Raw genomic sequence first — 20,449 nt, forward strand, 5'->3', positions numbered from 1 at the left:
CTCCGCGTGCTACCTGCGGGCCATGAGCCAGCTTCCCACCAAGGCGCAGATCCTCGACTGGATCTCCGAGAACCCGACCCTGACCGCCAAGCGCGACATCGCCAAGGCGTTCGACATCAAGGGTGCCGACCGCATCGACCTCAAGCGCATCCTGAAGGAGCTCGAGGCCGAAGGGCATCTCGAGAAGCGCAAGAAGACCTACCGCGATCCCGACCGTCTGCCGCCGGTCTCGGTGCTGCAGGTGCGCGCACCGAGCCGCGACGGCGATCTCTACGCCCAGCCGCTCGAATGGCACGGCGCAGGGGTGGAGCCGGTGGTGCTGGTGATCACGCGGGCCTCCGACCCCGCGCTCGGCGAGGGCGACCGCATCCTCGCGCGGCTCACGGCGGTGCACGGCGACGGGCACAATTACGAGGCGCGGGTCATCCGCCGCATCGGCTCGAGCCCCCGCAAAGTGGTGGGCATCTTCCGCAAGGATTCCGAAAGCGGCCGCATCCTGCCCATCGACAAGGGCGCCGCGACGGAATGGACCGTCGCCCCTGATGCAACCGGCGGCGCGAAGGAGGGCGAGCTCGTGGAAGCCGAGCAGGCCGGTCCCAAGGGCCGCCTCGGCCTGCCCCGCGCCCGCATCACGGCGCGCATCGGCGATCCGACCGAACCCAAGGCCGTCTCGCTCATCGCGATCCATCAGCACGGCATCCCCGACGATTTTCCCGAAGAGGTGCTGGCCGAGGCCGACCGCATGAAGCCTGCGGGGCTCAGCGGCCGCGAGGATCTGCGCGATCTGCCGCTCGTCACGATCGACCCCGAGGATGCCCGCGACCACGACGACGCGGTATTCGCCGAACCCGACACCGACCCGAAGAACGAGGGCGGCCATGTCATCTGGGTCGCCATCGCCGATGTCGCCCATTACGTGACCCCGGGCTCGGAACTCGACCGCGAGGCCCGCCGCCGCGGCAATTCGAGCTATTTTCCCGACCGGGTCGTGCCCATGCTGCCGGACCGCCTCTCGGGCGATCTCTGCTCGCTGCACGAGGGAGTGCCGCGCGCCTGCATCGCCGCCCGCATCGTGATCGACGCCTCGGGCGAGAAGAAATCGGCCCGCTTCGTGCGCGGCCTGATGCGCTCGCCCGCCTCGCTGACCTACCAGCAGGCGCAGGCTGCCAAGGACGGCAATCCGGACGAAAAGACCGCGCCCTTCGTCGAGACGGTGATCGAGCCGCTCTATGCCGCCTATGCCGCGCTCAAGTCGGCGCGCGAGCGGCGCCAGCCGCTCGACCTCGACCTGCCCGAACGGCGCATCCGGCTCGGCGAGGACGGTGTCGTGGAAAGCGTCAACTTCACCGAACGGCTCGACGCGCACCGCCTGATCGAGGAGTTTATGATCCTCGCCAACGTCGCCACAGCGGAGAAGCTGATCGAGAAGAAGACCCCGCTCCTCTTCCGCGTCCACGAGGAGCCGCCGCAGGACAAGCTCGAATCCTTGCGCGACACCGCCGACGCTGCGGGCCTCACGCTCGCCAAGGGACAGGTGCTCGAGACTGCGCATCTCAACCGCCTCCTGCACGAAGCCGCGGGTCGGGACGAGAGCGAGCTCATCAACCTCGCCACGCTCCGCGCGATGACGCAGGCCTATTACAGCCCGAAGAATTTCGGCCATTTCGGTCTCGCCCTGCGCAACTACGCGCATTTCACCTCGCCGATCCGCCGCTACGCCGACCTCGTCGTGCACCGCGCGCTGGTCACGGCGCATGGCTGGGGCGAGGACGGCCTCTCCGAACAGGAGATAGAGAAGCTCGACGCGACCGCGACCCATATCTCGGAAACCGAGCGCCGCTCGATGACTGCAGAGCGCGACACCACCGACCGCTACCTTGCGTCGTATCTGTCAGAGCGGATCGGCGCGGAGTTCACCGGCCGCATCTCGGGCGTCGCCAAGTTCGGCGTCTTCGTGAAGCTCGACGAGACCGGCGCCGACGGGCTCGTGCCGATCCGAAACCTCGGCAACGAATTCTTCCATTTCGACCGTGACGCCGGGACGCTGATGGGTGCCAATACCGGCACGATCGTCATGCCCGGCATGAGGGCGACGGTGAAGCTTGTGGAGGCGGCACCCGTCACAGGGGGCATCGGCCTCGAGCTTCTGACCCTGGAGGAGGCGGACATCGATCGCGGCCCGCGCCGGACGCAGCGTCGCGGCAAGCCCGGCCAGCATGTCCCGAAAGGCAAAGGTCCCAAGGGCAAGGCGCCCGAGCGCCGCAAGCTCGTGCGGACCAAGCGCAAGGACGCCAAGACCGCGACCAAACGGAAACGCAGCGCGCGGACCTGACGGGGGAACCGGACGCGCACGCGTTGCGTTCACGTAAAGTACAGCTTCGCCTGTCAAGCGAAACCTGTGCTTCCGAGGTTGCGATCCCTTTGCTACTCTGCCTCAAAACGAGCAGAGCAGCAGGTATTCCCATGATCGTCCGACTGACCCTCGGCGCTCTCGCGTCCGTACTTCTCACAGAGGCCGCCCATGCCCAGGTTCTGGACCGCTCCCTGCGTCCCGAGATCCGCCCCGAAGACGAGCTGGTGACGCGCAGCGCTGTGACCCTCTCCGAAACGCCCGTGACCCAAGAGGCGGCGCATCCGGGCTTCGCGGTCTGGACCGACGGCTTCCGCGAACGGGCGCGTGCCGCGGGCATCCCCGCGGCAACCCTCGATGCCGCCCTTGCCACCGCGAGCTACCTCCCGGACGTGATCGAGAAGGACCGCCGCCAGTCGGAATTTACCAAGACCATCTGGCAATATCTCGGCAGTGCCGTCTCCGACAGCCGGATCGAGACCGGCCAGGCCAAGCTCGCCGCGCATTCCGACACGCTTGCTAGCATCGAAGCGCGTTACGATGTCGACCGCGAAGCGGTGCTGGCGATCTGGGGCATGGAGAGCGCATACGGATCCTACCGGGGCGACACGCCGATCGTGAGCGCGCTCGCGACGCTCGCCTATGACGGCCGCCGCGGCGACTTCTTCGAGGCGCAGCTGATCGCCGCGCTCGAGATCCTCGCCTCAGGCGACACCACGCCCGATGCGATGACGGGCTCCTGGGCCGGAGCCATGGGCCACACCCAGTTCATGCCTACCTCCTACCAGTCGCTCGCCGTCGATTTCACCGGCGACGGACGCCGCGACATCTGGTCGGACGATCCGACCGATGCGCTCGCCTCCACCGCGGCCTATCTCTCGCATCACGGATGGATCCCCGGAATGCCGTGGGGCGTCGAGGTGCAGCTGCCGCAGGGCTTCGATTTCGAGCTCGCAGGGCGCGACACACGCAAGATGCCGTCCGACTGGGCCGGGCTCGGCGTGGTCGGGATCGACGGAGAGCCGGTGCGCGATTTCGGCTCGGCCTCGCTCTTCCTGCCTGCCGGATCGGGCGGCGCGGCGTTCCTGACCTTCAAGAATTTCGACGTCATCAAGCGCTACAACCCCTCCGACGCCTATGCGATGGGGGTCGGGCATCTCGCCGACCGCATTGCCGGAAAGGGTCCGATTCGAAGCGAATGGCCCGCCGACGAGCGCGGCCTGACCTTCGCCGAACGGCAGGAGCTGCAGCGCCGACTGAGTGCCCGCGGCTTCGACACGGCAGGCGTCGACGGCAGGATCGGCCCGCGCACCGTCGCGGCCCTGCGGGACTTCCAGCGCGCCAGCGGCCTCGCCCCCGACGGCTACGCCTCGCTCTCCCTGCTCGACCGCCTGCGCTGATACCGGATGCCGAACATCGCGTTAACCTTGACGCCCATCAAGGTTAATGCGCGGCCGTCCGCACTAAGGTCGGGCTCTTCTTCTTGACGAAAATATCCCCGCCGGAGGCTCCGACCTTCGCGGCGCGCGGCTCAGATCCGGTCGCGGAACGCGGCCACCACCTGCGCGTAGACTTCGCGCTTGAAGGGCACGATTTCAGCCTCCAACCGGTCGACCGGCAGCCACCGCCATTCCGAGAACTCGGGATGTTCGGTGTTGATGTCGATCTGATCGTCGGCCCCCCGGAAGCGCAGCAGGAACCATTTCTGCTCCTGCCCGCGGAACCGGCCCTTCCAGATCCGCGGCACGAGGTCGTGGGGAAGATCGTAGGTGATCCACTCCCCGGTCTCGGCTTCGATTTCGACCAGATCCGCCGTCACACCCGTCTCTTCCCGAAGCTCCCTTAGGGCCGCCTCGCGCGGGCTCTCGCCCGGATCGACGCCGCCCTGCGGCATCTGCCAGGCGCGGCCTTCCATGTCCCGCCGCTGCCCGACGAAGACATGTCCTTCGTCATTCACGAGCATCACGCCAACGCAGGGGCGATAGGGCAGCGCTTCGATTTCCTCTGGCGTCATCGCGGAGCTCCGTCTGGTGACCTGAACGCGGACCTATCCCGCGCGAGACCTGCCATCCAGCCGGATCGCACGAAAAAACGCCCTGCCGGGGTCCGGCAGGGCGTTCATTAAGAATGCACCGAAGCCTCAGTTCTCGGTGGTCGACTCGTCCTCCGAGCCGACGCCGGCATTGGCCTGCGCTTCCATCGCCGCGCGGGCGGCCTCGGGGCCAAGCGCCGCGAGGCCCTTGAGGATATCGATCGCGTAGGCGAGCTGGTAATCCTCCTCGCGGAGCGCCGCCGCCTCTTCGGCCCGGGCGCGATCCTCCTCGATCTGCCGGATCTCGTCTTCGGATAGCGAATCGTTGTCGAGCGCACCGCGAAGATCCGCCTCGGTGCGGCTCGGGAGGCTGGCGGGACCGTCTTCCTCCTCGCCCTCGGCCTCCTCGTTCTGCGGCTGTCGCGGCTGCGCGACGATGATGTCGGGCGAGACCCCCAACGCCTGGATCGAGCGGCCGGACGGGGTGTAGTAGCGCGCCGTCGTCAGGCGCATCGCGCCGTCCCCGCGCAGCGGCATCACCGTCTGGACGGAGCCCTTGCCGAAGGTCTTGGTGCCGACGACGATCGCCCGGCGGTGGTCCTGCAGCGCGCCCGCCACGATCTCGGAAGCCGAGGCGGAGCCTCCGTTGACCAGAACGACGATCGGCTTGCCGTCGGCGAGATCGCCTTCGGTGGCATTGAAGCGCTCTCCCATCTGCGGATCGCGCGACCGGGTCGAGACGATCTCGCCCGCGTCGAGGAAGCCGTCCGACACCTTGATCGCCTGCGTGAGCAATCCGCCCGGGTTGTTGCGCAGATCGAGCACGATGCCGTTGACGTTCTCCATGCCGCCCGCGGCCTCGACCTGCTCGGCGAGCCCCTCCTCGAGATTGGGGAAGGTCTGGTCGTTGAAGGTCGTCACGCGCAGCACCACGGTGTCGCCTTCGGTCCGCGCCCGCACCGCGGTCAGCGTGATCGTGTCGCGGGTGATGGTCACGTCGAAGGGCTCTTCCTCGCCTTCGCGCACGACGGTGATGACGATCTCGGAACCGACCGGCCCGCGCATCAGATCGACGGCCTCGTCAAGATTCAGGCCCAGGACCGACTCGCCGTCCACATGGGTGATGAAGTCACCGGCCTCGATCCCGGCCTCGGCAGCGGGCGTTCCGTCGATGGGCGAGACCACCTTCACGAAACCGTCCTCCTGCGTGACCTCGATGCCGAGGCCGCCGAATTCGCCGCGCGTCTGGACCCGCATGGCCTGCGCGTCGTCGGGAGAGAGGTAGGAGGAATGCGGGTCCAGCGAGGTCAGCATCCCGTTGATCGCCGCCTCGATCAGCTCTTTCTCGTCCACCTGCTCGACGTAATCGGCGCGGATGCGTTCGAAGATGTCGCCAAAGAGATCGAGCTGCTGGTAGACGCTCGAGGAACTGTCGCTTTCCTGCGCAAGCAGCGGGCCCACGAACTGGGTAGTCGCGACCGCGCCGGCGAGCGTTCCGCCAACCGCGGCCATGAGGAAACGTTTCATTGAGATATCATCCCTTGTCGGTTGCGAACCACGTCAGCGGATCGACGGGGCGCTGTCCTTCTCTGACTTCCATGTAAAGCGTGTCCGAAGCCGGAGATAAAGCCCCATCACCCGAAGGTGACGGCGCGGGCTCTTGTCCGTCCATGAGCCCGACCGGCGCTCCTTGCGGCATCACCTCGCCGATCTCGCCGTACACCGTTCCAAGGCCGGCGAAGACGAAGAGCAGATCCGGCTGCGGCTCGAGGATCGACACCAGACCCAGGTCGAGCAGCGGCCCCCGATAACGCAAAGTCGCCGGCACCGGCGTCGTGACCAGAGCCTGCGGAGGTGTCTCGATGACGATGCCCGGGCGCTCGATCCCCGCCGCATCGGCCTCCCCCGCCTCGCGCAGGATCCGCCCCGGGACCGGCAGCGCCAGCTCACCCTTCAGATGACGGATATCGACGTCGGTCGGCGCCTCGTCGCCCTTGGGAATGTTGCCGAGGCCGCTTGCGAAAGCCGTCAGCGTCTCGCTCGCGCCGATCAGGATTGCGGTCTTAACGGGATCTTCGGTGAAGCGCTTCGGCAGGTCGGTCCGGTCCGCGATCGCCCGACTGAGCTCGGCCCGCGCCGCCTGCACGCCCGCAAGGCCCTCGGTCAGTCGCGCTTCCGCGCTCCGCTGGAGCGCCCTGATCGTCTCTGCTTCTTCGAGGTCGCGCCTGAGCACCTCGGCCTCCTCCGCCAGGGCCGGAGTGACCGCGGAGACGAGCATGCCCGCCCGCGCCGCGCCCATCGGTCCACCCGGATGAAGGAGCTGCTGCGGGGTTTCCGCGCGCGAGAGCGTCTGCAGAACGCCGAGGAGCCGCGCCACCTCGCCTTCGCGTGCCGCCAATCTGCGCGAGATCTGCGCCTCGCGACCCGAAGCCGTGCGGAGGCTGTCGCGCACGCCCGCGAGCCCCGCCTCGAAGGCGCGCACCGTCGCCGTCAGCGCCTTGACGCGGTCCCCTGCACCCTCGGCCCGTTCGAGCCGGAGCTGCGCTCTCTCGAGCTCCTCCGCGGCAGCCCGCACCGCTGCGGCGGCGCCGGCATCCTGCGCCGCCGCCGGCCCCGCGAGAAGGAGCGAGAGAAGCGCCGCACGGATCATCGCGCGATGAGGCTCCGCCCCGTCATTTCCCCGGGTTGGTCGAGCCCCATGAGCTCGAGAAGCGTCGGCGCGAGGTCGGCGAGCCGTCCGTCGCTAAGCCGCGCCCCCTCGGGGCCGCCCACGAGGATCACCGGAACCGGGTTCAGCGTGTGCGCGGTGTGCGCGCCGCCGGTCGCGGGATCCACCATCACGTCGCAATTGCCGTGGTCTGCGGTGACGATCATCGCTCCGCCCGCCGTCTTCAGAGCCGCGAGGACCTCGCCCAGCCCGCGGTCGACCTCTTCGCAGGCCGCGATCGCGGCATCGAGATCGCCGGTATGCCCGACCATGTCGGGATTCGCGTAATTCACGACGATGAGGTCGTAGCCCTTCCCGATCGCGTCGACGAAGGACCTGGTCACCTCCGGTGCGCTCATCTCGGGCTGCAGATCGTAGGTCGCGACATCCGGCGATTTCGGCATGTTGCGGTCCTCACCTTCCTCCGGGGCCTCCTTGCCGCCGTTGAGGAAGAAGGTGACATGCGGGTATTTCTCGGTCTCCGCGAGCCGGAACTGGGTGAGCCCGTGTTTGGCCACCCATTCGCCGAGCGTGTTGACGATCTCGCGTTTGGGGTAGGCCGTCGTCATGTAATTGGCATGGGCCTGCGAATACTCGACCATGCCGAGGAGGGCGGACAGCTCCGGCCTGTCCCGCTCGAACCCGTCGAAGTCCGGCGCACCGAGAGCGGCGAGAATCTCGCGCGCGCGGTCGGCGCGGAAGTTGAGGCAGAAGAGCCCGTCGCCCTTGGCGAGCCCGGCATAGTCCCCGATCACGGTCGCGGGGATGAACTCGTCCGACTTGCCCGCCTCATAGGCCTGCGCGACTGCGGCCCCGGCGCTCTCCGCGCGCTCGCCCTGCCCCGAGACGATCGCGTCGTAGGCGGTCTTCACCCTGTCCCACCGGTTGTCGCGGTCCATGGCGAAGTAACGCCCGATCACCGTTCCGATCCCTGCCGCACCGGGCAGCTTCGCCTCGAGGTCCGGGACGAACGCGTCGGCGGATTTCGGGGCCACGTCCCGCCCGTCGGTGATCGCGTGAACGATCACGTCGAGCCCCTTGTCCGCCAGCAGCCGCGCCGCCGCGGCGATGTGGTCGAGATGGCCGTGAACGCCGCCGTCCGACACCACTCCGAAGAGATGCGCGCGGCCGCCCACATCCTTCACCGTCTCCGCAAATCCGAGGATCGCCTCGTTCTCGAAGAAGCTTCCCTCTTCGATGGCGAGGTCGATCTGGCCGAGATCCATCGCCACCACCCGGCCCGCGCCGATATTGGTGTGCCCGACCTCGGAATTGCCCATCTGACCGCGCGGCAGCCCCACATCGGGCCCATGGGTGACGAGCGTCGCGTTCGGGCACTCGGCCATCAGCCGGTCCATGTTCGGCGTCTTGGCCAGCGCCGGCGCGTTCCCCTCGCGGCTGTCCGAGAGGCCCCAGCCGTCGAGGATCGTCAGAACTACGGGTTTCGCCATGGGTCACGCCTCGCTTCAACCGTTTGCCACGGCTTACAGGCTCACCCCGCCGGTGAAAAGGAACCGCGCCGCAGGTGCCGTTCCGATGGGCCTAGCGCAGGCGCGCCAGGAGGTCGCGCGACGGCTGTCCGGTCACCGGCAGACCGGCGCTGCGCTGGTAAGCCTCTATCGCGGCTTCGGTCTGCGATCCGAGCACGCCGTCCGGGTCACCGGCATCGAAGCCCTGCGCGGTCAGGCGGCGCTGGATCTCCTTGCGGTCCTCAATGCTAAGCCCGAAGCGGTCGGGACCGAAGGAGCCGCTCAGGGGACCCGCGCCGGCGAGACGGTCGGACAGGTGCCCGACTCCGATCGCGTAGTTCGTCGAGTTGTTGTAGCGCTTGATCACATCGAAATTGCGGAAGACGCGGAATTGAGGACCTCCCGGTTCGGGCTGGATCACGCGGCCGCCGCTCCCGGGATTCGCGCTCGTGATCTCCTGCCCCCAGGGCTCGCCCCGCCGCCAGCCGGAGGAGGCGAGGTATGACGCCGCCGATGCCAGCCCGTCGGTCGGATCCTCGGACCAGATGTCGCGCCGCCCGTCGCCGCGGAAATCGACCGCATAGGCCTGGTACGTCGTCGGGATGAACTGGGTATGTCCCATCGCCCCGGCCCATGAGCCGGTGAGACTGCCCGGAGCGACGTCCCCGCGCTGCAGGATGCGCAGCGCCGCTAGGAGCTGCTGCTCGAAGAACGCACCACGGCGTCCGTCATAGGCCAGCGTCGAGGTTGCCGAGACGACCGGGATGTCGCCCCGCCGCGCGCCGTAATTGCTCTCCATGCCCCAGACGGCCGCGACCACTTCGGCCGGCACGCCGTAGCGCGCCTCGATCTCCGAAAGGAGCGCCCCGCGCTGCGCGAGCCGCGCTCGGCCGGTGCGGACCTTCTCCTCGTTGGCGACAATGGCAAGGTAATCCTCGAGCGTGCGCGAGAACTCGGTCTGGTCGCGGTCGCGCTCGACAACGCCTGGCAGATACCCGGCGCCGCGAAATCCCTGGTCAAGCACACCGCCCGAGATGCCCGCAGCCTGAGCCCGCGGGCGGAAGCTTGCGACCCAGGCGTCCCAGCCCGGATTCGGGGCGGGTTGCAGCGTCGGATCGGCCGCTGGTGCGAGCGAAGCCGGACGAACGCCTCCGCCGCATCCCGATACCAGCGCCGCGGCTCCGGCGAGCGTGATCCATCGTCTCGACATTAGCATGATGCGTCTCCTGCCCGATTTTTCCGGGAGTGTGCCGACAGGTGCGGCATGGGGCAAGTCGGCCGATGCCCCGTTCAACCGCAACGGCGCCCGCGCGCTTATGGATCGGCGCAGAGCCAGGTGAGCACCGTGTCACCCGACCTGCGGAAATTGACCCGAAACGCGCGGCCCGAGCGCAGATCGGCAGAGAGCTCGACCGTCAGGGTCAGAATGGCCGTGTCGCCGCCCAGCTCGGTGACCTCCGCGGCATCGAACCCGAAAAAGCTGCGGAGTTCGGGATAGAGCGCCTTGTAGAGACATTCCTTTGCCGAGAAACCGAGTGTCGCCTGCCACGGCTCGGCGAGACGATGGCGCTCCGGCGCCGAGAGCGTTGCGGATCGCAGAGCCGCCAGACGCGGCCCGTCCGGCACGTGCTCCACATCGACCCCGAGGCGGCGTGCCCCGCATGCCACCAGCGCCGACGCGAGCCCGTCCGTATGGCTGATCGAGCCCGAGACGCCGCTCGGCCAAAGCGGCACACCCTCCTCGTCGGCGGAAAGCTCCACGAGCTCCAGTCCGATTTCCGCGCAGGCGGCCCGGGCCGCGATACGTCCCGACAGCCACCCCGCCCGCCGTCGCGTCACGGCGCGGTCCAGCCGGCCGTGGTGCGCAAAGCCGTGAGCCGAGAACTCGGCGTCCTCGAAACGGTCCGGATCGACCTCGGCCAGAACGAGCGAAAGCGTGGGGTCGGAGGCTTCGATCCGCGCAAGCCCGCGCAGGAAGCCCCCGCGCACCGACAGCGGAAGCTCGGTCCGGCTCAGATCTCGAGCCAAGGCGTCTCGCCGCTCTCCTCGAGCGCCCAGCGCGCCCGCCAGTCCGCCCCCTTGCGCTCGAGCGACAGGTAATTGCGCTCGGCGGTGTAGTTGGTGCGCTTGCCGGGCAGGGGACGGATGCGGATCGGATGCTGCGGGATCGGGGCCTCGCCGAGGCGCGCGAGGGTGCCGAGGACATGCGCCCAGAGCTTCGGCGGCGCGCGATGCGAGATGCCCGACGCGACGAGCTGGTGCACTGGCGCATCGCCGTTCCTGAGCTCGCCCCGCGTCGCGAGGTGGATCTCACCCGAGAGAACGGTCACCCGGTGGCCCGTCTCCTCGAGCTTCAGAACGCAGCGCAGCATCCGCTGCCATTCGGTTCGGTGCGCATAGCTCTGCCACTGGTCGCGAAGATCGTCCTCGTATTTCTCCATGCGCCTCGTGATCCGCATGGCCCGCTCGATCAGCGACAGCCGCGGCCCGAGGAGCGGGACGCTCGACACGATCACGACACGGGGCTCCAGACCCTCGCAGGCGCGTCCGAATGCCTTCCAGCCCTTCGGCCCCATGATCCGCTCGAGCGTCCGTTCGGAGCGCAGATCCGGCGCGAGTACGCTGACCCCCGGCAGATCGCGGCGCCATGACAGGGACGTACCGGAGGGATCGGAGAAGAGCGCGGGCACATCGTCCTCGGTCGCCGCGTGCTGGTAGAGCAGGAAGGCTTCGCGGGCGCAGTCGAACAGAGTCTCGCCCACGGCGGTCTTCTCGACGAGACCGAGCGATCCCCAGCCGTCGCAGATGTCGTGATCGTCCCACATCATCAGCGACGGCACCCGCGCGGAAAGGTGCGCGAAACCTTCTCCGGCATAGGTGACAGAGTAGCGGTGCAGGAAGGCCTCCCGCAGATGCTGCCGCAGTTTGTCCAGTGCCTCCGGGGTCGGCGAGTCCGGCACCTCGTCGGGCCATCCGTCGGAGAGCGGATTGCCGCGCGTGACCTCATCCGCGTAGACCTGATCGCCGCCGTGGAGGAGCAGGTGGTACGGCGCCGCTGCGTGGGTCTCGGCCATCCGCCGCCACATGGCATCGCGCTCCTCGGGGTCGCGCGAGAGATCGCCCTCCTCCTCACCGTTGCACGACACGAACCCGATACGCAGGTCGCCGTCGAGATCGGTCGCGACCGTGTAGCCCTCGCCCTCGACGCTGTAATCCGCGGCGCCGCCACGGGGCAGAGAAAAGTCGTAGCGCCACAAAGATTTGCCCGCGATCTCGCCCAGCCGCTTAGGCCGGTGGCGGGTGTCGTCCGCGCAGAGGTCACCGGGTTCGTCGGGGCCGTCGCGGCAGAGAAGGGCGGCGAGACGAAGTCGGGTGTCCTCCACGGCGCGGAGGAACAGGATCGGGCCGAAGGTCAATGCGAAGCTCCCGGAAGTCAGGGCGGCAAACGGCCGCCCGACGCTACTTAGGACGCCCGGCCTGCCGGCTCAATCGCGCCGGTGCCCGCGGCTTGCTCCTCTACGACCGCTCGCATAGAAAACCGCGAGGTTCCGCAATGCCCGGGGGCGACGCACGTCATGGATGAGCAGACCGATACGCCGCCGCGCCGTGGCCGCCCGCCGGTCCTGGCGCCGCAGGAGCGGCGGGATCTCATCCTCGACGCATTGCAGAACGTGTTCGACCGCACGGGTATGTCCGGCGTGACCATGGCCGCGGTGGCTCGCGAGGCTGGCATGTCGAAACGCACGCTCTATGCGGCCTTCGACGACCGGGCCGCCCTCCTCGAGGCGTTCACGGCCCGCCAGATGGAACGTACGGTCCACGAGCTTTCGCCGCAGGAAGAGGCGCTGCCGCTCGCGCAGCGGCTTCGCATCCTGCTGGCCCCGTCCGAGGCGACACGCTCGCTCGCGCTGCCCTTCGCGATCTTGCGCACGATCATCGCCGAGGCCCCCGAACGCCCCGACATGGCCGAGCGCATCTTCGCTAGCGGCCTGCCCAAGGTGCGGGCGGCGATCGAGCGGGAGTTAAGGCGCGCGGCCGAACGCGGCGAGGCCGAGGTGGACGACCCCGCGCGGGCGGCGGAACTTCTCGCCGACATGGCACGACCGTCGCCGCTCGACAGGTTGGTGGAGCCCGACCGCGACACCGACATGGCGCGCGTGGAGGCGCGGTTCGAACTGGGGCTCTCGGTCTTCCTGCGCGGCATCGGCGCCGCGTAGGGATCAGACCTCGACCTCGACGGTGCCGATCGGGTTCGAGCAGCAGGCGAGGATGTATCCTTCGGCGATGTCCTCGTCCGAGATGCCGCCGTTATGGACCATGTGCACCTCGCCCGAGCGCTTGCGAATCTTGCAGGTGCCGCACAGACCGAAGGTGCAGCCCGACGGAATGTTGAGCCCCGAGGATCGCGCAACGCCGAGAACCGTGTCGGTCTCGGTGCAGCTTGCCGTCACGCCCGAATTCGAGAACAGGATCTGCGCCGCGGCGCTCTCGTCCGGGACAACATCGTCGAACTCGGTGAGCTCCAGCCGGCTCTCGGCGGGCGCGGCGTAGCTTTCCTGGTGGTAGTTCTCCATGTCGTAGCCGAGCGAGATCAGCATCTCGCGCACGCCCTCCATGAAGCTCTCGGGCCCGCAGCAATAGACCTCGCGCTCGAGGTAATCCTGCGTCATCAGGCCCAGCATCAGCGCGCTGAGGCGGCCGCGATAACCTGTCCAGACGGTGTAGGGATCGTCGCGCCCGACGACGAAATGCAATTTCAGCCCCGATGTGCGGCTCGCCATGTATTCTAGCTTCTGGCGGAAGATGATGTTCTGCGGACTCTGCGCGCAATGCACGAAGGCGATGTCGGGCTCCTCGCCACGCTCCCACAGGAACGACGCCATCGACATCATCGGGGTGACGCCGGAGCCGGCCGAGATGAAGAGGTACTTGCTGTCGGGCTGCGGCGGCATGTGGAAATGCCCCGCGGGCCCGTAGGCCTTGATGCGCGTTCCGGGGCGGAGATTGTCCAGCATCCAGCGCGAGCCGACGCTGTCCGCCTGCGCCTTGACGGTCACGGTGATGAAGGCGGACGTTGTTGGAGAGGACGAGATCGTGAACGTCCGCTGCACGTTGCCGCCCGGCACCGGCAGATCGAGCGTGACGAACTGCCCGGCCCGGAACCAGAACCGCGCCCCCGAGGGCGGGCGGAAGGCGAAGGTCATGACGTTCGGCGCCTCGGGCACGGTGGCGACGCATTCGAGGATCTCGTCGTCGCTCCAGACGGGCGAATCCTCGCGCGGCATCGGGATCATGGCGGGCCTTTCGTTGCGGGTCGTTTGCGGTGCGCCGAGCTGAGGCGACAGGACCGGGGCTCCGCCCCGGACCCCGGGATATTTCCGTCAAGAAGAAGCGGGAACGGTTTGCTACTCGGCGGCCATCATCGCGCGGCGTCCGGTGAGGCGCTCCTGCAGGGTGCTCGCATACCAGTCGACGAACTGGATCACGCCCGATTCGTGCTGGACCGAATAGGGCCCGGGCTCGTAGGCGGGAGAGTTCACGCCGCGCTGGTTCTCCTCCACGATGGCACGGTCCTCGTCGTTGGTGTGCGTCCAGACCTCGGTCAGGCGCTGGAAGTCGTAATCGACCCCTTCGACCGCATCCTTGTGCACGAGCCAGGTGGTCGTGACCTCGGTTTCGGTCGGCGAGATCGGGTTCATGCGGAAGACGAGGCCCTGGTCCGACAGGAAGTGGTTCCAGCTCGACGGGTAATGGTAGGCGAGGCACGAGCCCGCATCGTCGAAGGGGACGCGGCCGACGCGCTTCGAGACGGCGGGCTTGCCGTCGAGCGTGTAGGACGCGGCGCTTCCGAGGAAGGGAATGCGGATGAAGCGCCATTGCGCATCACCGGCGGCGGAGAATTTCGAGGGCAGGCCGGCCGCTTCGCACTTCGCGATGTGGTCGCGCAGGACCGGTGCCTGCTCCGCGGGATTGGTGCCGAAGACTTTCGGATCCTCCGGGAAGGTGCGGCAGAGCGACGGGTGCGAGCCGGCGCAATGGTAGCATTCGCGGTTGTTCTCCATCACGAGCTTCCAGTTGCCCTGCTCGGTGATGGTCGACTGATGCGCGATCTTGAGGTCCTTGAGCCCGTGCGGGCCGGCATAGGCCTCGGCCTCGGCCCGGAAAGGCGCGAAATCGGGGGGCGTCTCGGCAAGGCAGATCATGATGAGGCCGGCGACCTCCTCGCAATGCACGGGCTTCAGACCGTGCTTCGAGGCGTCGAAATCGTCGCCCATCTCGCGCGCCCAGAGCAGGCACCCGTCGAGCTCGTAGGTCCACTGATGGTAGGGGCAGACGAGCTTGGGGTTGGAGCCCTTGGCAGCCGAGCAGATCCGGCTGCCGCGGTGGCGGCAGGAATTGTGGAAGGCGCGGGCGATGCCGTCGGCGCCGCGCACCACGATCACGGAATAGTCGCCGATCTGGCGGGTGACATAGTTGCCGGTCTTCGGCAGCTCTGCCGAGACGGCGGTCATCAGCCAGTCGCGGTACCAGATCCGCTCGAGATCCACCTGGAATAGGCCGGGATCCGTATAGAACGCGCGGGCGAGCGAATGGCGCGGCTGGCGCTGGAGGAGGAGGGAAAGAACGTCGGCATCGCGAAGCATGGGCGCACCTGTGGGAAGGACTCTGCTGTTCCTGAGCCCTCTCTTGAAGATGCGTGGAACGGGACGCTGAGACAAAAGCGTCACTTTTGCCGCCGTCCGAGACATGCGGCGTTCGAGCCGTTGCGATGGCCCCGCCCAGGCGAGGACCGTATCGAATGCCGCGGCTCTTGGCCCTCTTCAGCTTCGAAGAGACCTCGCCCGCGGGGCATGCTAGGACGACCGCATGAGCATTTCCGATGACCGCCTCGACCGCATCGTGACGTTCCTGCAGAGCGCGGAGGCGCTGAAGGATACGTTGCGCAGTGGTCATACCGGGCAGGGCCGTCCCGAGAGCGTCGCCGAGCACAGCTGGCGGCTGACGTTGCTCGCATTTCTCCTCGAAGACGATCTCGGCGGGATCGACGTCAAGCGGCTGATGGCCCTGTGTCTGATCCACGATCTCGGCGAGGCGATCTCGGGCGACGTGCCGGCGACGCACCAGGCGCCGGATGACGGCAGAGAGGCGCGGGAGCGGGCGGATTTCGCAACGCTCTGTGCGGCCCTGCCGGAGGACCTGCGGGCGCGGATGGCAGAGTTCTGGGACGAGTATGCGGGCGCCGCGACCCCGGAGGCACGTATGGCCAAGGGTCTCGACAAGATCGAGACCATCCTGCAGCACGCAGCGGGCCGGAATCCCGAGGATTTCGATTACGCGTTCAACCTCGATTACGGGCGCGCCCGCACGTCCGGAGACCCCCTGCTCGAGGCGCTTCGAGCCCGGGCCGATGCGGCCACACGGGCGCGCATGCAGCGGGACTAGCCTTTGGAGGCCGCGGTTCGCGCCTTCGGAGCGCCGCGGCGGCGCAGGATCGGAACGATCCCGGGCAGAACCGCCGCGACGAAGACGAGGCCGAACGCTACCGACGCCGCGAGCCCCGACGAGCCGGAAAAGCCCGCGACCGGAAACAGCGTCGCCGCCGCGCCCTCGCGCAGGCCCCAGCCGGAGATCGAGACGGGGATCAGCATCGTGAAGAGGATCAGGGGCACGAGCGCGCAGATGGCGGCGAAGGACAGATCCGTGCCGGTCGCGCGGGCGCAGAGCGCGAAGGCGCCGAGATTGCAGATCGTGGTCGCGATGCTGAGAAGCACCTGCCAAGGGATCACGCGCCGCGCCAGCAGCGAGGCGGAGATCGCGTACCAGAGATCGTCAAGCGCGCGCTTCTGCGGGCCGGGCAGCAGCCAGGTCAACCAGAAGACGATCGGAACGCAGAGACCGCCGAGGATGATCGGAACCTGAACCGACAGCAGCCAGAGCGGCCAGCGGAGGCCGCCGGGCGCGAGATAGGTCCAGACGAAGGCCAGCGTCATGACCGCAAAGACCACGACCTGGCCGGCGAGCCGCTCGAACACCACGGCCTGGCTGGCGCGGAGAAGGCCCGCCTGGTGCCGAGCGCGGACCGCGCGGCCTGCGTCGCCGACCATGCCTCCGGGAAGCGACTGGTTCACGATCTGGGCCAGATAGTATTCCGAGATCGCCTTTCCGGGCGAGAAGGACTGACCGAGCTGGCCGGCGGTGACCTTCCAGCGCAGCGCGGACAGGACCGTCTGGATGCTCAGTGCTACCCAGGCGAGCCCCAGAAAGACCGGATCGGCGCGCGACAGGATGCGCAGAGCCTCGGCCCCGTCCATGGCATGCCACAGGATCGCGAGAAGCGTGATGCTTGTCGCGATCTGGAGAATCCGCATCTGCGCGCGCGACAAGCGCACCGGCCACGCCATCCTACGATCCTTCCTGCTATATACCGTCCACACGCGAGGGCTGTCGCGGGACCGAATCTCACGCGCCCGGATATGTGCGCCCGGCGACCTCGTGGCAACGCCAAAGGAGCGGGATCACTTCTTGAGTGGGTCACAAATGTGCCGCCTTCGTCGGCACGTAGCGTCATTTTGAGGCGAATCACACTGCAGCGCGGCGGAATTTCGCGCAGAGTGCTTATTTAGTTCGGCGAAACCCGGCGCGGCCAATGCCCGGAGTGAACCAAACCGTTTTTGGCGCATTGCTGTTTCGATACTGAACTGCTCGCCACCTGAAGAGACGGAAATCATGACTGTTCACATTCCCGATAGCCGGTTCGAAGCCGCTATCGCACTTAGCCGCGTGTCGAAGGCGGAGATCTCGCGAGATCGCGGTCCGCTCTACGGCGTGACGGCGCTGACTGTGGCGCTCACCGCCATTGTGACAGCGGGATTCGTCCTGACCATGGAAGTGTGGTCGATCTGGTCCCTACTGGCTCTTGCCTTGATCGTCATGACTACGATGACACTCGCGCTTGGAGCGTCGACGGCGGTCATCGGACTGTTCTATCCTATGCGCGCGCCTGCACGGCCCTCCTCCACCTGGGTTCCCTCGACCCAGACCGCGATCCTCCTGACGCTCTGTGGCGAGGAGCCCCGCGGCCCTGCCCGGATGCTCGAGAACCTTGCGGACGACCTCGCTGCCACGGGGCTCGGCCGTAACACGCGGATTTTCGTGATCTCCGACACGCGGGACGACAAGGCAGAGGCCGAGGCGACGGCGCTCGCTCCGCTCATCGGTGCCGGCAAGATCGTCTACCGCCGCCGTGAGAAAAACGTGGGGCGCAAACCCGGAAACATCTCCGACTGGCTCGACCGTTGGGGCCAGGACTACGATTTCATGCTGCCGCTCGACGCGGACAGCCGCATGAGCGCACGCCGGATCGGCCACCTCATCCACCGGATAGAGCGGTCACCGTCGACCGGCCTTCTGCAATCGGGGATGCGTCTGCTGCCGGCGGAGACCCGGTTCGGCCAGCTTCAGCGCTCGGCACAGCGGATTATGGGTCCGACCTTCCTCGAAGGCTTTTCGGCCTGGACCGGGGACGCCGCGAACTACTGGGGGCACAACGCGCTCATCCGCGTCGCCGCCTTCCGCGACGCGGTCCCGCTGCCGAAGCTTTCGGGCAATGCGCCGATGGGCGGCGACGTGCTCAGCCACGACTTCGTCGAAGCGGCGTGGATGCGCCGCGCAGGCTGGAAGATCGAGATCGACGCTGACACCCGCGCCTCCGCCGAGGATGGCCCGCAGACTCTGTCTGAATACCACAAGCGCGACCGCCGCTGGTGCCAGGGCAACCTGCAGCATCTGCGCCTCATCGCCTCGCCGGGTCTGCATCCGATCTCGCGACTGCACATGGCCGTCGGAGTGATGGGTTATCTCTCGGCGCCGCTCTGGCTCGCGACCCTTCTGCTGCTCGCGTCCGGCGCGGTGAACCTTGCCGCGGGCTGGGTGCTGCTGGCCATCGCATCGCTGCTTCTAGCTCCCAAGATCTGCGGAGCGGGGCGCCTGATGGCGCAGGTGAAGGGGTGGCGCGCCAAGGGCGTCGTGTTGCGGAGCGCACTCTTCGAGACGATCCTGTCTTCGATCCTCGCTCCGATCGTGATGGTCCACCACGTGAAGGATGTGGCAAGTGTTTGCGCAGGTCAGGACTGCGGTTGGAAGAAACCCGCCGGTAGCGGTATAAAGCTGCCGGACGGCGGTCTCGAAGCGCTTGCGGGCGCAGGCATTCTGGGGTTCGTGGCCCTCGTCAATCCCGTGGCGATCGGCTGGGTTCTCCCTGTCGCGCTGCCACTTGTTTGCGCGCCTGCGTTCATTCGCTTCATGGAGGCCCCCTGCAAATGCATCGCCGCACCTTCGTGACCACCAGTCTCGGCCTGCTGGCCGGCACAGCCATGACCCCACTGACCGCGACGGCGCAATCTGCGCCGTCGCTTCGTGAGAGGGCTCGGCAAATGGCCCGGGAGCCCTACCAGGCCCCCTCCGGCGATCTGCCTCCACCCTACGACGATCTCGATTACGACGCATACCGTGCGATCCGACCGCTGCCCGGTCAGGCGGCGTTCCTCGACCTCGGGCCGCGCTATTCGGTCGATCTCCTGCCGCCCGGCCTCTATTTTCCGAATCCAGTGCAGATCGAGTTCGTCCGGAACGACGAGGTCGAGGTAAAGAAGTTCTCGCCCGACCTCTTCTCTTACGACACCACCTATTTCGACGAGATCCCGGACGAGGCGCCCGGCGCCGGCTTCACCGGCCTGCGCCTGCGCACCGAGGTCAACAGTCGTGAGGTGATGGACGAGTTCCTCGTCCTGCAGGGCGGCACCTATTTCCGCGCCATCGGACAGAAGATGGTCTACGGCCTCTCGACCCGCGCGGTCGCCATCGGCACCGGCGAGCCCGGTGAGGAGGAGTTCCCCCGCTTCACCCTCGTGCGGCTGCACACCCCCGCCCAGGAGGGCATCGTGCGCCTTGAGGCCCTGATCGACGGCCCGTCCCTCACCGGCTATCTCGATCTCTACGCAAATGCGTCCGAAGAGACGGTGACTCGCGCCAAGGTCAGTCTCTTCCCGAGGAAGGAGATCGCCAATGTGGGGATCGCCCCGCTGACATCGATGTTCCTCAAGGGCCCGGTCCGTGACGCCGCGGCGGACGATTACCGCCCGCGCGTGCACGACTCCGACGTGCTGATGATCGAGAACGGCTCGGGCGAGACGCTGTGGCGGCCAATCACCAACCCCTCCGCCCACCAGACCTCGACCTTTTCGGACATGGCACCGCGCAGCTTCGGCCTCTATCAGACAGACAGGAAGTTCACCGATTTCGAGGACAACGAGGCGCATTACCACGACCGCCCCTCCGCCCGGATCGAGCCGCGCGGCGATTGGGGCCCGGGATCGGTCCAGCTTGTGGAGATCGCCACGGACACGGAGTTCATGGACAACATCGTCGCGTTCTGGCGCCCGGATGCGCCGCTCGAGGCGGGTGGCGAGTACGATTTCGACTACGACGTCGTCTGGACGCGTCAGGATCCGGCTCAGGACTTCCCGGTGCAGATCGTCGAGACCCGATCGGGACGCAAACACGACGAGCCGGGGGTGCGCACCTTCGTCATCGACGTCTCCGGCAACCCAGAAGTACTGACGCCAGAGCTCAAGGCGAACGCGGGAAAGGTGTCGGACGTCGTAATCTTTCCCCTGCCCGAGCACACCGAGCGGCACCGGGTGAGCTTCCACCTCGACCCGGGCGAGTCCGAAGCGGTCGAGCTTCGTCTGAGCCTGCGCGATCCGGACGGCCAGGCCGCGGCGCCGGTGTGGCTCCACCGCTGGACGCCCGGCCGCGACGGCGGCGTCTGATCCCGCGGCGGGAACGTGACAGATCCGTCACGTTCCCGTCAGGGCGATTGCGGGAGCGGC

General features: G+C 67.6%; 16 protein-coding genes. 6 read left to right on the plus strand and 10 right to left on the minus strand.

Features of this window, described 5'->3' with window-relative positions:
- Window positions 1-22 precede the first annotated feature (22 nt).
- Both rnr and OCH239_RS14835 read left to right on the plus strand, forming a co-directional pair.
- Window positions 23-2,332: a ribonuclease R gene (gene rnr, locus OCH239_RS14830; protein WP_037264363.1), complete on the plus strand. Its 2,310-nt coding sequence runs from the start codon at window positions 23-25 to the stop codon at window positions 2,330-2,332.
- A gap of 131 nt (window positions 2,333-2,463) precedes the next feature.
- Window positions 2,464-3,750 (plus strand): lytic murein transglycosylase, encoded by a 1,287-nt coding sequence (locus OCH239_RS14835; protein ID WP_037264312.1) that lies wholly within the window; start codon window positions 2,464-2,466, stop codon window positions 3,748-3,750.
- Between the two features lie 131 nt (window positions 3,751-3,881).
- Here OCH239_RS14835 and OCH239_RS14840 read toward each other — a convergent pair whose 3' ends face one another.
- The 7 genes from OCH239_RS14840 to OCH239_RS14870 all read right to left on the minus strand — a co-directional run bounded on the left by OCH239_RS14840 (window position 3,882) and on the right by OCH239_RS14870 (window position 11,974).
- Window positions 3,882-4,364, minus strand: a complete 483-nt coding sequence (locus OCH239_RS14840; protein ID WP_037264315.1) for an RNA pyrophosphohydrolase — start codon at window positions 4,362-4,364, stop codon at window positions 3,882-3,884.
- A 126-nt stretch (window positions 4,365-4,490) separates the two neighbouring features.
- Complete coding sequence (locus OCH239_RS14845; RefSeq protein ID WP_051489504.1) at window positions 4,491-5,909, minus strand: S41 family peptidase; 1,419 nt, start codon at window positions 5,907-5,909, stop codon at window positions 4,491-4,493.
- Window positions 5,910-5,916: 7 nt separating this feature from the next.
- Entirely contained in the window at window positions 5,917-7,032 is a 1,116-nt protein-coding gene (locus tag OCH239_RS14850; protein ID WP_037264319.1) for a murein hydrolase activator EnvC family protein, read from the minus strand.
- The gene (gene gpmI / locus OCH239_RS14855) at window positions 7,029-8,540 is read right to left on the minus strand and encodes a 2,3-bisphosphoglycerate-independent phosphoglycerate mutase (RefSeq protein WP_037264321.1); all 1,512 of its coding nucleotides are present in this window, start codon (window positions 8,538-8,540) and stop codon (window positions 7,029-7,031) included. Before gpmI ends, OCH239_RS14850 begins: the two co-directional genes overlap by 4 nt.
- Before the next feature lie 91 nt (window positions 8,541-8,631).
- Window positions 8,632-9,774: a lytic murein transglycosylase gene (locus OCH239_RS14860; protein WP_037264323.1), complete on the minus strand. Its 1,143-nt coding sequence runs from the start codon at window positions 9,772-9,774 to the stop codon at window positions 8,632-8,634.
- 98 nt (window positions 9,775-9,872) lie between these two features.
- Window positions 9,873-10,586 (minus strand): 4'-phosphopantetheinyl transferase family protein, encoded by a 714-nt coding sequence (locus OCH239_RS14865; protein ID WP_051489505.1) that lies wholly within the window; start codon window positions 10,584-10,586, stop codon window positions 9,873-9,875.
- Window positions 10,571-11,974 (minus strand): alkaline phosphatase D family protein, encoded by a 1,404-nt coding sequence (locus OCH239_RS14870; RefSeq protein WP_244430363.1) that lies wholly within the window; start codon window positions 11,972-11,974, stop codon window positions 10,571-10,573. The genes OCH239_RS14865 and OCH239_RS14870 overlap by 16 nt, the downstream gene beginning before the upstream one ends.
- Window positions 11,975-12,133: 159 nt before the next feature.
- Here OCH239_RS14870 and OCH239_RS14875 point away from each other — a divergent pair, with 159 nt between their 5' ends.
- Window positions 12,134-12,775, plus strand: a complete 642-nt coding sequence (locus tag OCH239_RS14875) for a TetR/AcrR family transcriptional regulator (RefSeq protein ID WP_051489506.1) — start codon at window positions 12,134-12,136, stop codon at window positions 12,773-12,775.
- 3 nt (window positions 12,776-12,778) lie between these two features.
- On the opposite strand, the gene OCH239_RS14880 is transcribed toward OCH239_RS14875, so the two are convergent.
- Both OCH239_RS14880 and OCH239_RS14885 read right to left on the minus strand, forming a co-directional pair.
- The gene (locus tag OCH239_RS14880) at window positions 12,779-13,843 is read right to left on the minus strand and encodes an FAD-binding oxidoreductase (RefSeq protein WP_211241991.1); all 1,065 of its coding nucleotides are present in this window, start codon (window positions 13,841-13,843) and stop codon (window positions 12,779-12,781) included.
- 120 nt (window positions 13,844-13,963) lie between these two features.
- Entirely contained in the window at window positions 13,964-15,202 is a 1,239-nt protein-coding gene (locus OCH239_RS14885) for an aromatic ring-hydroxylating oxygenase subunit alpha (protein WP_037264329.1), read from the minus strand.
- Window positions 15,203-15,425: 223 nt separating this feature from the next.
- On the opposite strand from OCH239_RS14885, the gene OCH239_RS14890 reads away from it, so the two are divergent.
- Window positions 15,426-16,001, plus strand: a complete 576-nt coding sequence (locus tag OCH239_RS14890) for an HD domain-containing protein (protein ID WP_037264331.1) — start codon at window positions 15,426-15,428, stop codon at window positions 15,999-16,001.
- Here OCH239_RS14890 and OCH239_RS14895 read toward each other — a convergent pair.
- Window positions 15,998-16,960 carry a lysylphosphatidylglycerol synthase transmembrane domain-containing protein gene (locus OCH239_RS14895; protein WP_051489507.1) on the minus strand — a complete coding sequence of 321 codons (963 nt, stop codon included), beginning with the start codon at window positions 16,958-16,960 and terminating at the stop codon, window positions 15,998-16,000. The two genes, OCH239_RS14890 and OCH239_RS14895, sit on opposite strands and share 4 nt — an antisense overlap.
- A 325-nt stretch (window positions 16,961-17,285) precedes the next feature.
- Between OCH239_RS14895 and mdoH the strand changes: the two genes are divergently transcribed.
- Together mdoH and OCH239_RS14905 are read left to right on the plus strand one after the other, a co-directional pair.
- On the plus strand, window positions 17,286-18,899 hold the full coding sequence (mdoH, locus tag OCH239_RS14900; RefSeq protein WP_084782505.1) for a glucans biosynthesis glucosyltransferase MdoH: 1,614 nt from the start codon (window positions 17,286-17,288) through the stop codon (window positions 18,897-18,899).
- Entirely contained in the window at window positions 18,878-20,389 is a 1,512-nt protein-coding gene (locus OCH239_RS14905) for an OpgD/OpgG family glucan biosynthesis protein (protein WP_037264333.1), read from the plus strand. The genes mdoH and OCH239_RS14905 overlap by 22 nt, the downstream gene beginning before the upstream one ends.
- Window positions 20,390-20,449 lie beyond the last annotated feature (60 nt).

Origin of the sequence: Roseivivax halodurans JCM 10272 (genome assembly GCF_000521785.1) — a bacterium.
Taxonomy (GTDB): domain Bacteria; phylum Pseudomonadota; class Alphaproteobacteria; order Rhodobacterales; family Rhodobacteraceae; genus Roseivivax; species Roseivivax halodurans.

Bases quoted from the DNA above. Each gene is read 5' to 3' on its own strand.
- mdoH (WP_084782505.1), top strand. From the start codon at position 17,286: ATGACTGTTCACATTCCCGATAGCCGGTTCGAAGCCGCTATCGCACTT.
- OCH239_RS14835 (WP_037264312.1), top strand. From the start codon at position 2,464: ATGATCGTCCGACTGACCCTCGGCGCTCTCGCGTCCGTACTTCTCACA.
- OCH239_RS14845 (WP_051489504.1), bottom strand. From the start codon at position 5,909: ATGAAACGTTTCCTCATGGCCGCGGTTGGCGGAACGCTCGCCGGCGCG.
- rnr (WP_037264363.1), top strand. From the start codon at position 23: ATGAGCCAGCTTCCCACCAAGGCGCAGATCCTCGACTGGATCTCCGAG.
- OCH239_RS14840 (WP_037264315.1), bottom strand. From the start codon at position 4,364: ATGACGCCAGAGGAAATCGAAGCGCTGCCCTATCGCCCCTGCGTTGGC.
- OCH239_RS14895 (WP_051489507.1), bottom strand. From the start codon at position 16,960: ATGGCGTGGCCGGTGCGCTTGTCGCGCGCGCAGATGCGGATTCTCCAG.
- OCH239_RS14880 (WP_211241991.1), bottom strand. From the start codon at position 13,843: ATGCCGCGCGAGGATTCGCCCGTCTGGAGCGACGACGAGATCCTCGAA.
- gpmI (WP_037264321.1), bottom strand. From the start codon at position 8,540: ATGGCGAAACCCGTAGTTCTGACGATCCTCGACGGCTGGGGCCTCTCG.
- OCH239_RS14850 (WP_037264319.1), bottom strand. From the start codon at position 7,032: ATGATCCGTGCGGCGCTTCTCTCGCTCCTTCTCGCGGGGCCGGCGGCG.
- OCH239_RS14885 (WP_037264329.1), bottom strand. From the start codon at position 15,202: ATGCTTCGCGATGCCGACGTTCTTTCCCTCCTCCTCCAGCGCCAGCCG.
- OCH239_RS14905 (WP_037264333.1), top strand. From the start codon at position 18,878: ATGCATCGCCGCACCTTCGTGACCACCAGTCTCGGCCTGCTGGCCGGC.
- OCH239_RS14860 (WP_037264323.1), bottom strand. From the start codon at position 9,774: ATGCTAATGTCGAGACGATGGATCACGCTCGCCGGAGCCGCGGCGCTG.
- OCH239_RS14875 (WP_051489506.1), top strand. From the start codon at position 12,134: ATGGATGAGCAGACCGATACGCCGCCGCGCCGTGGCCGCCCGCCGGTC.
- OCH239_RS14890 (WP_037264331.1), top strand. From the start codon at position 15,426: ATGAGCATTTCCGATGACCGCCTCGACCGCATCGTGACGTTCCTGCAG.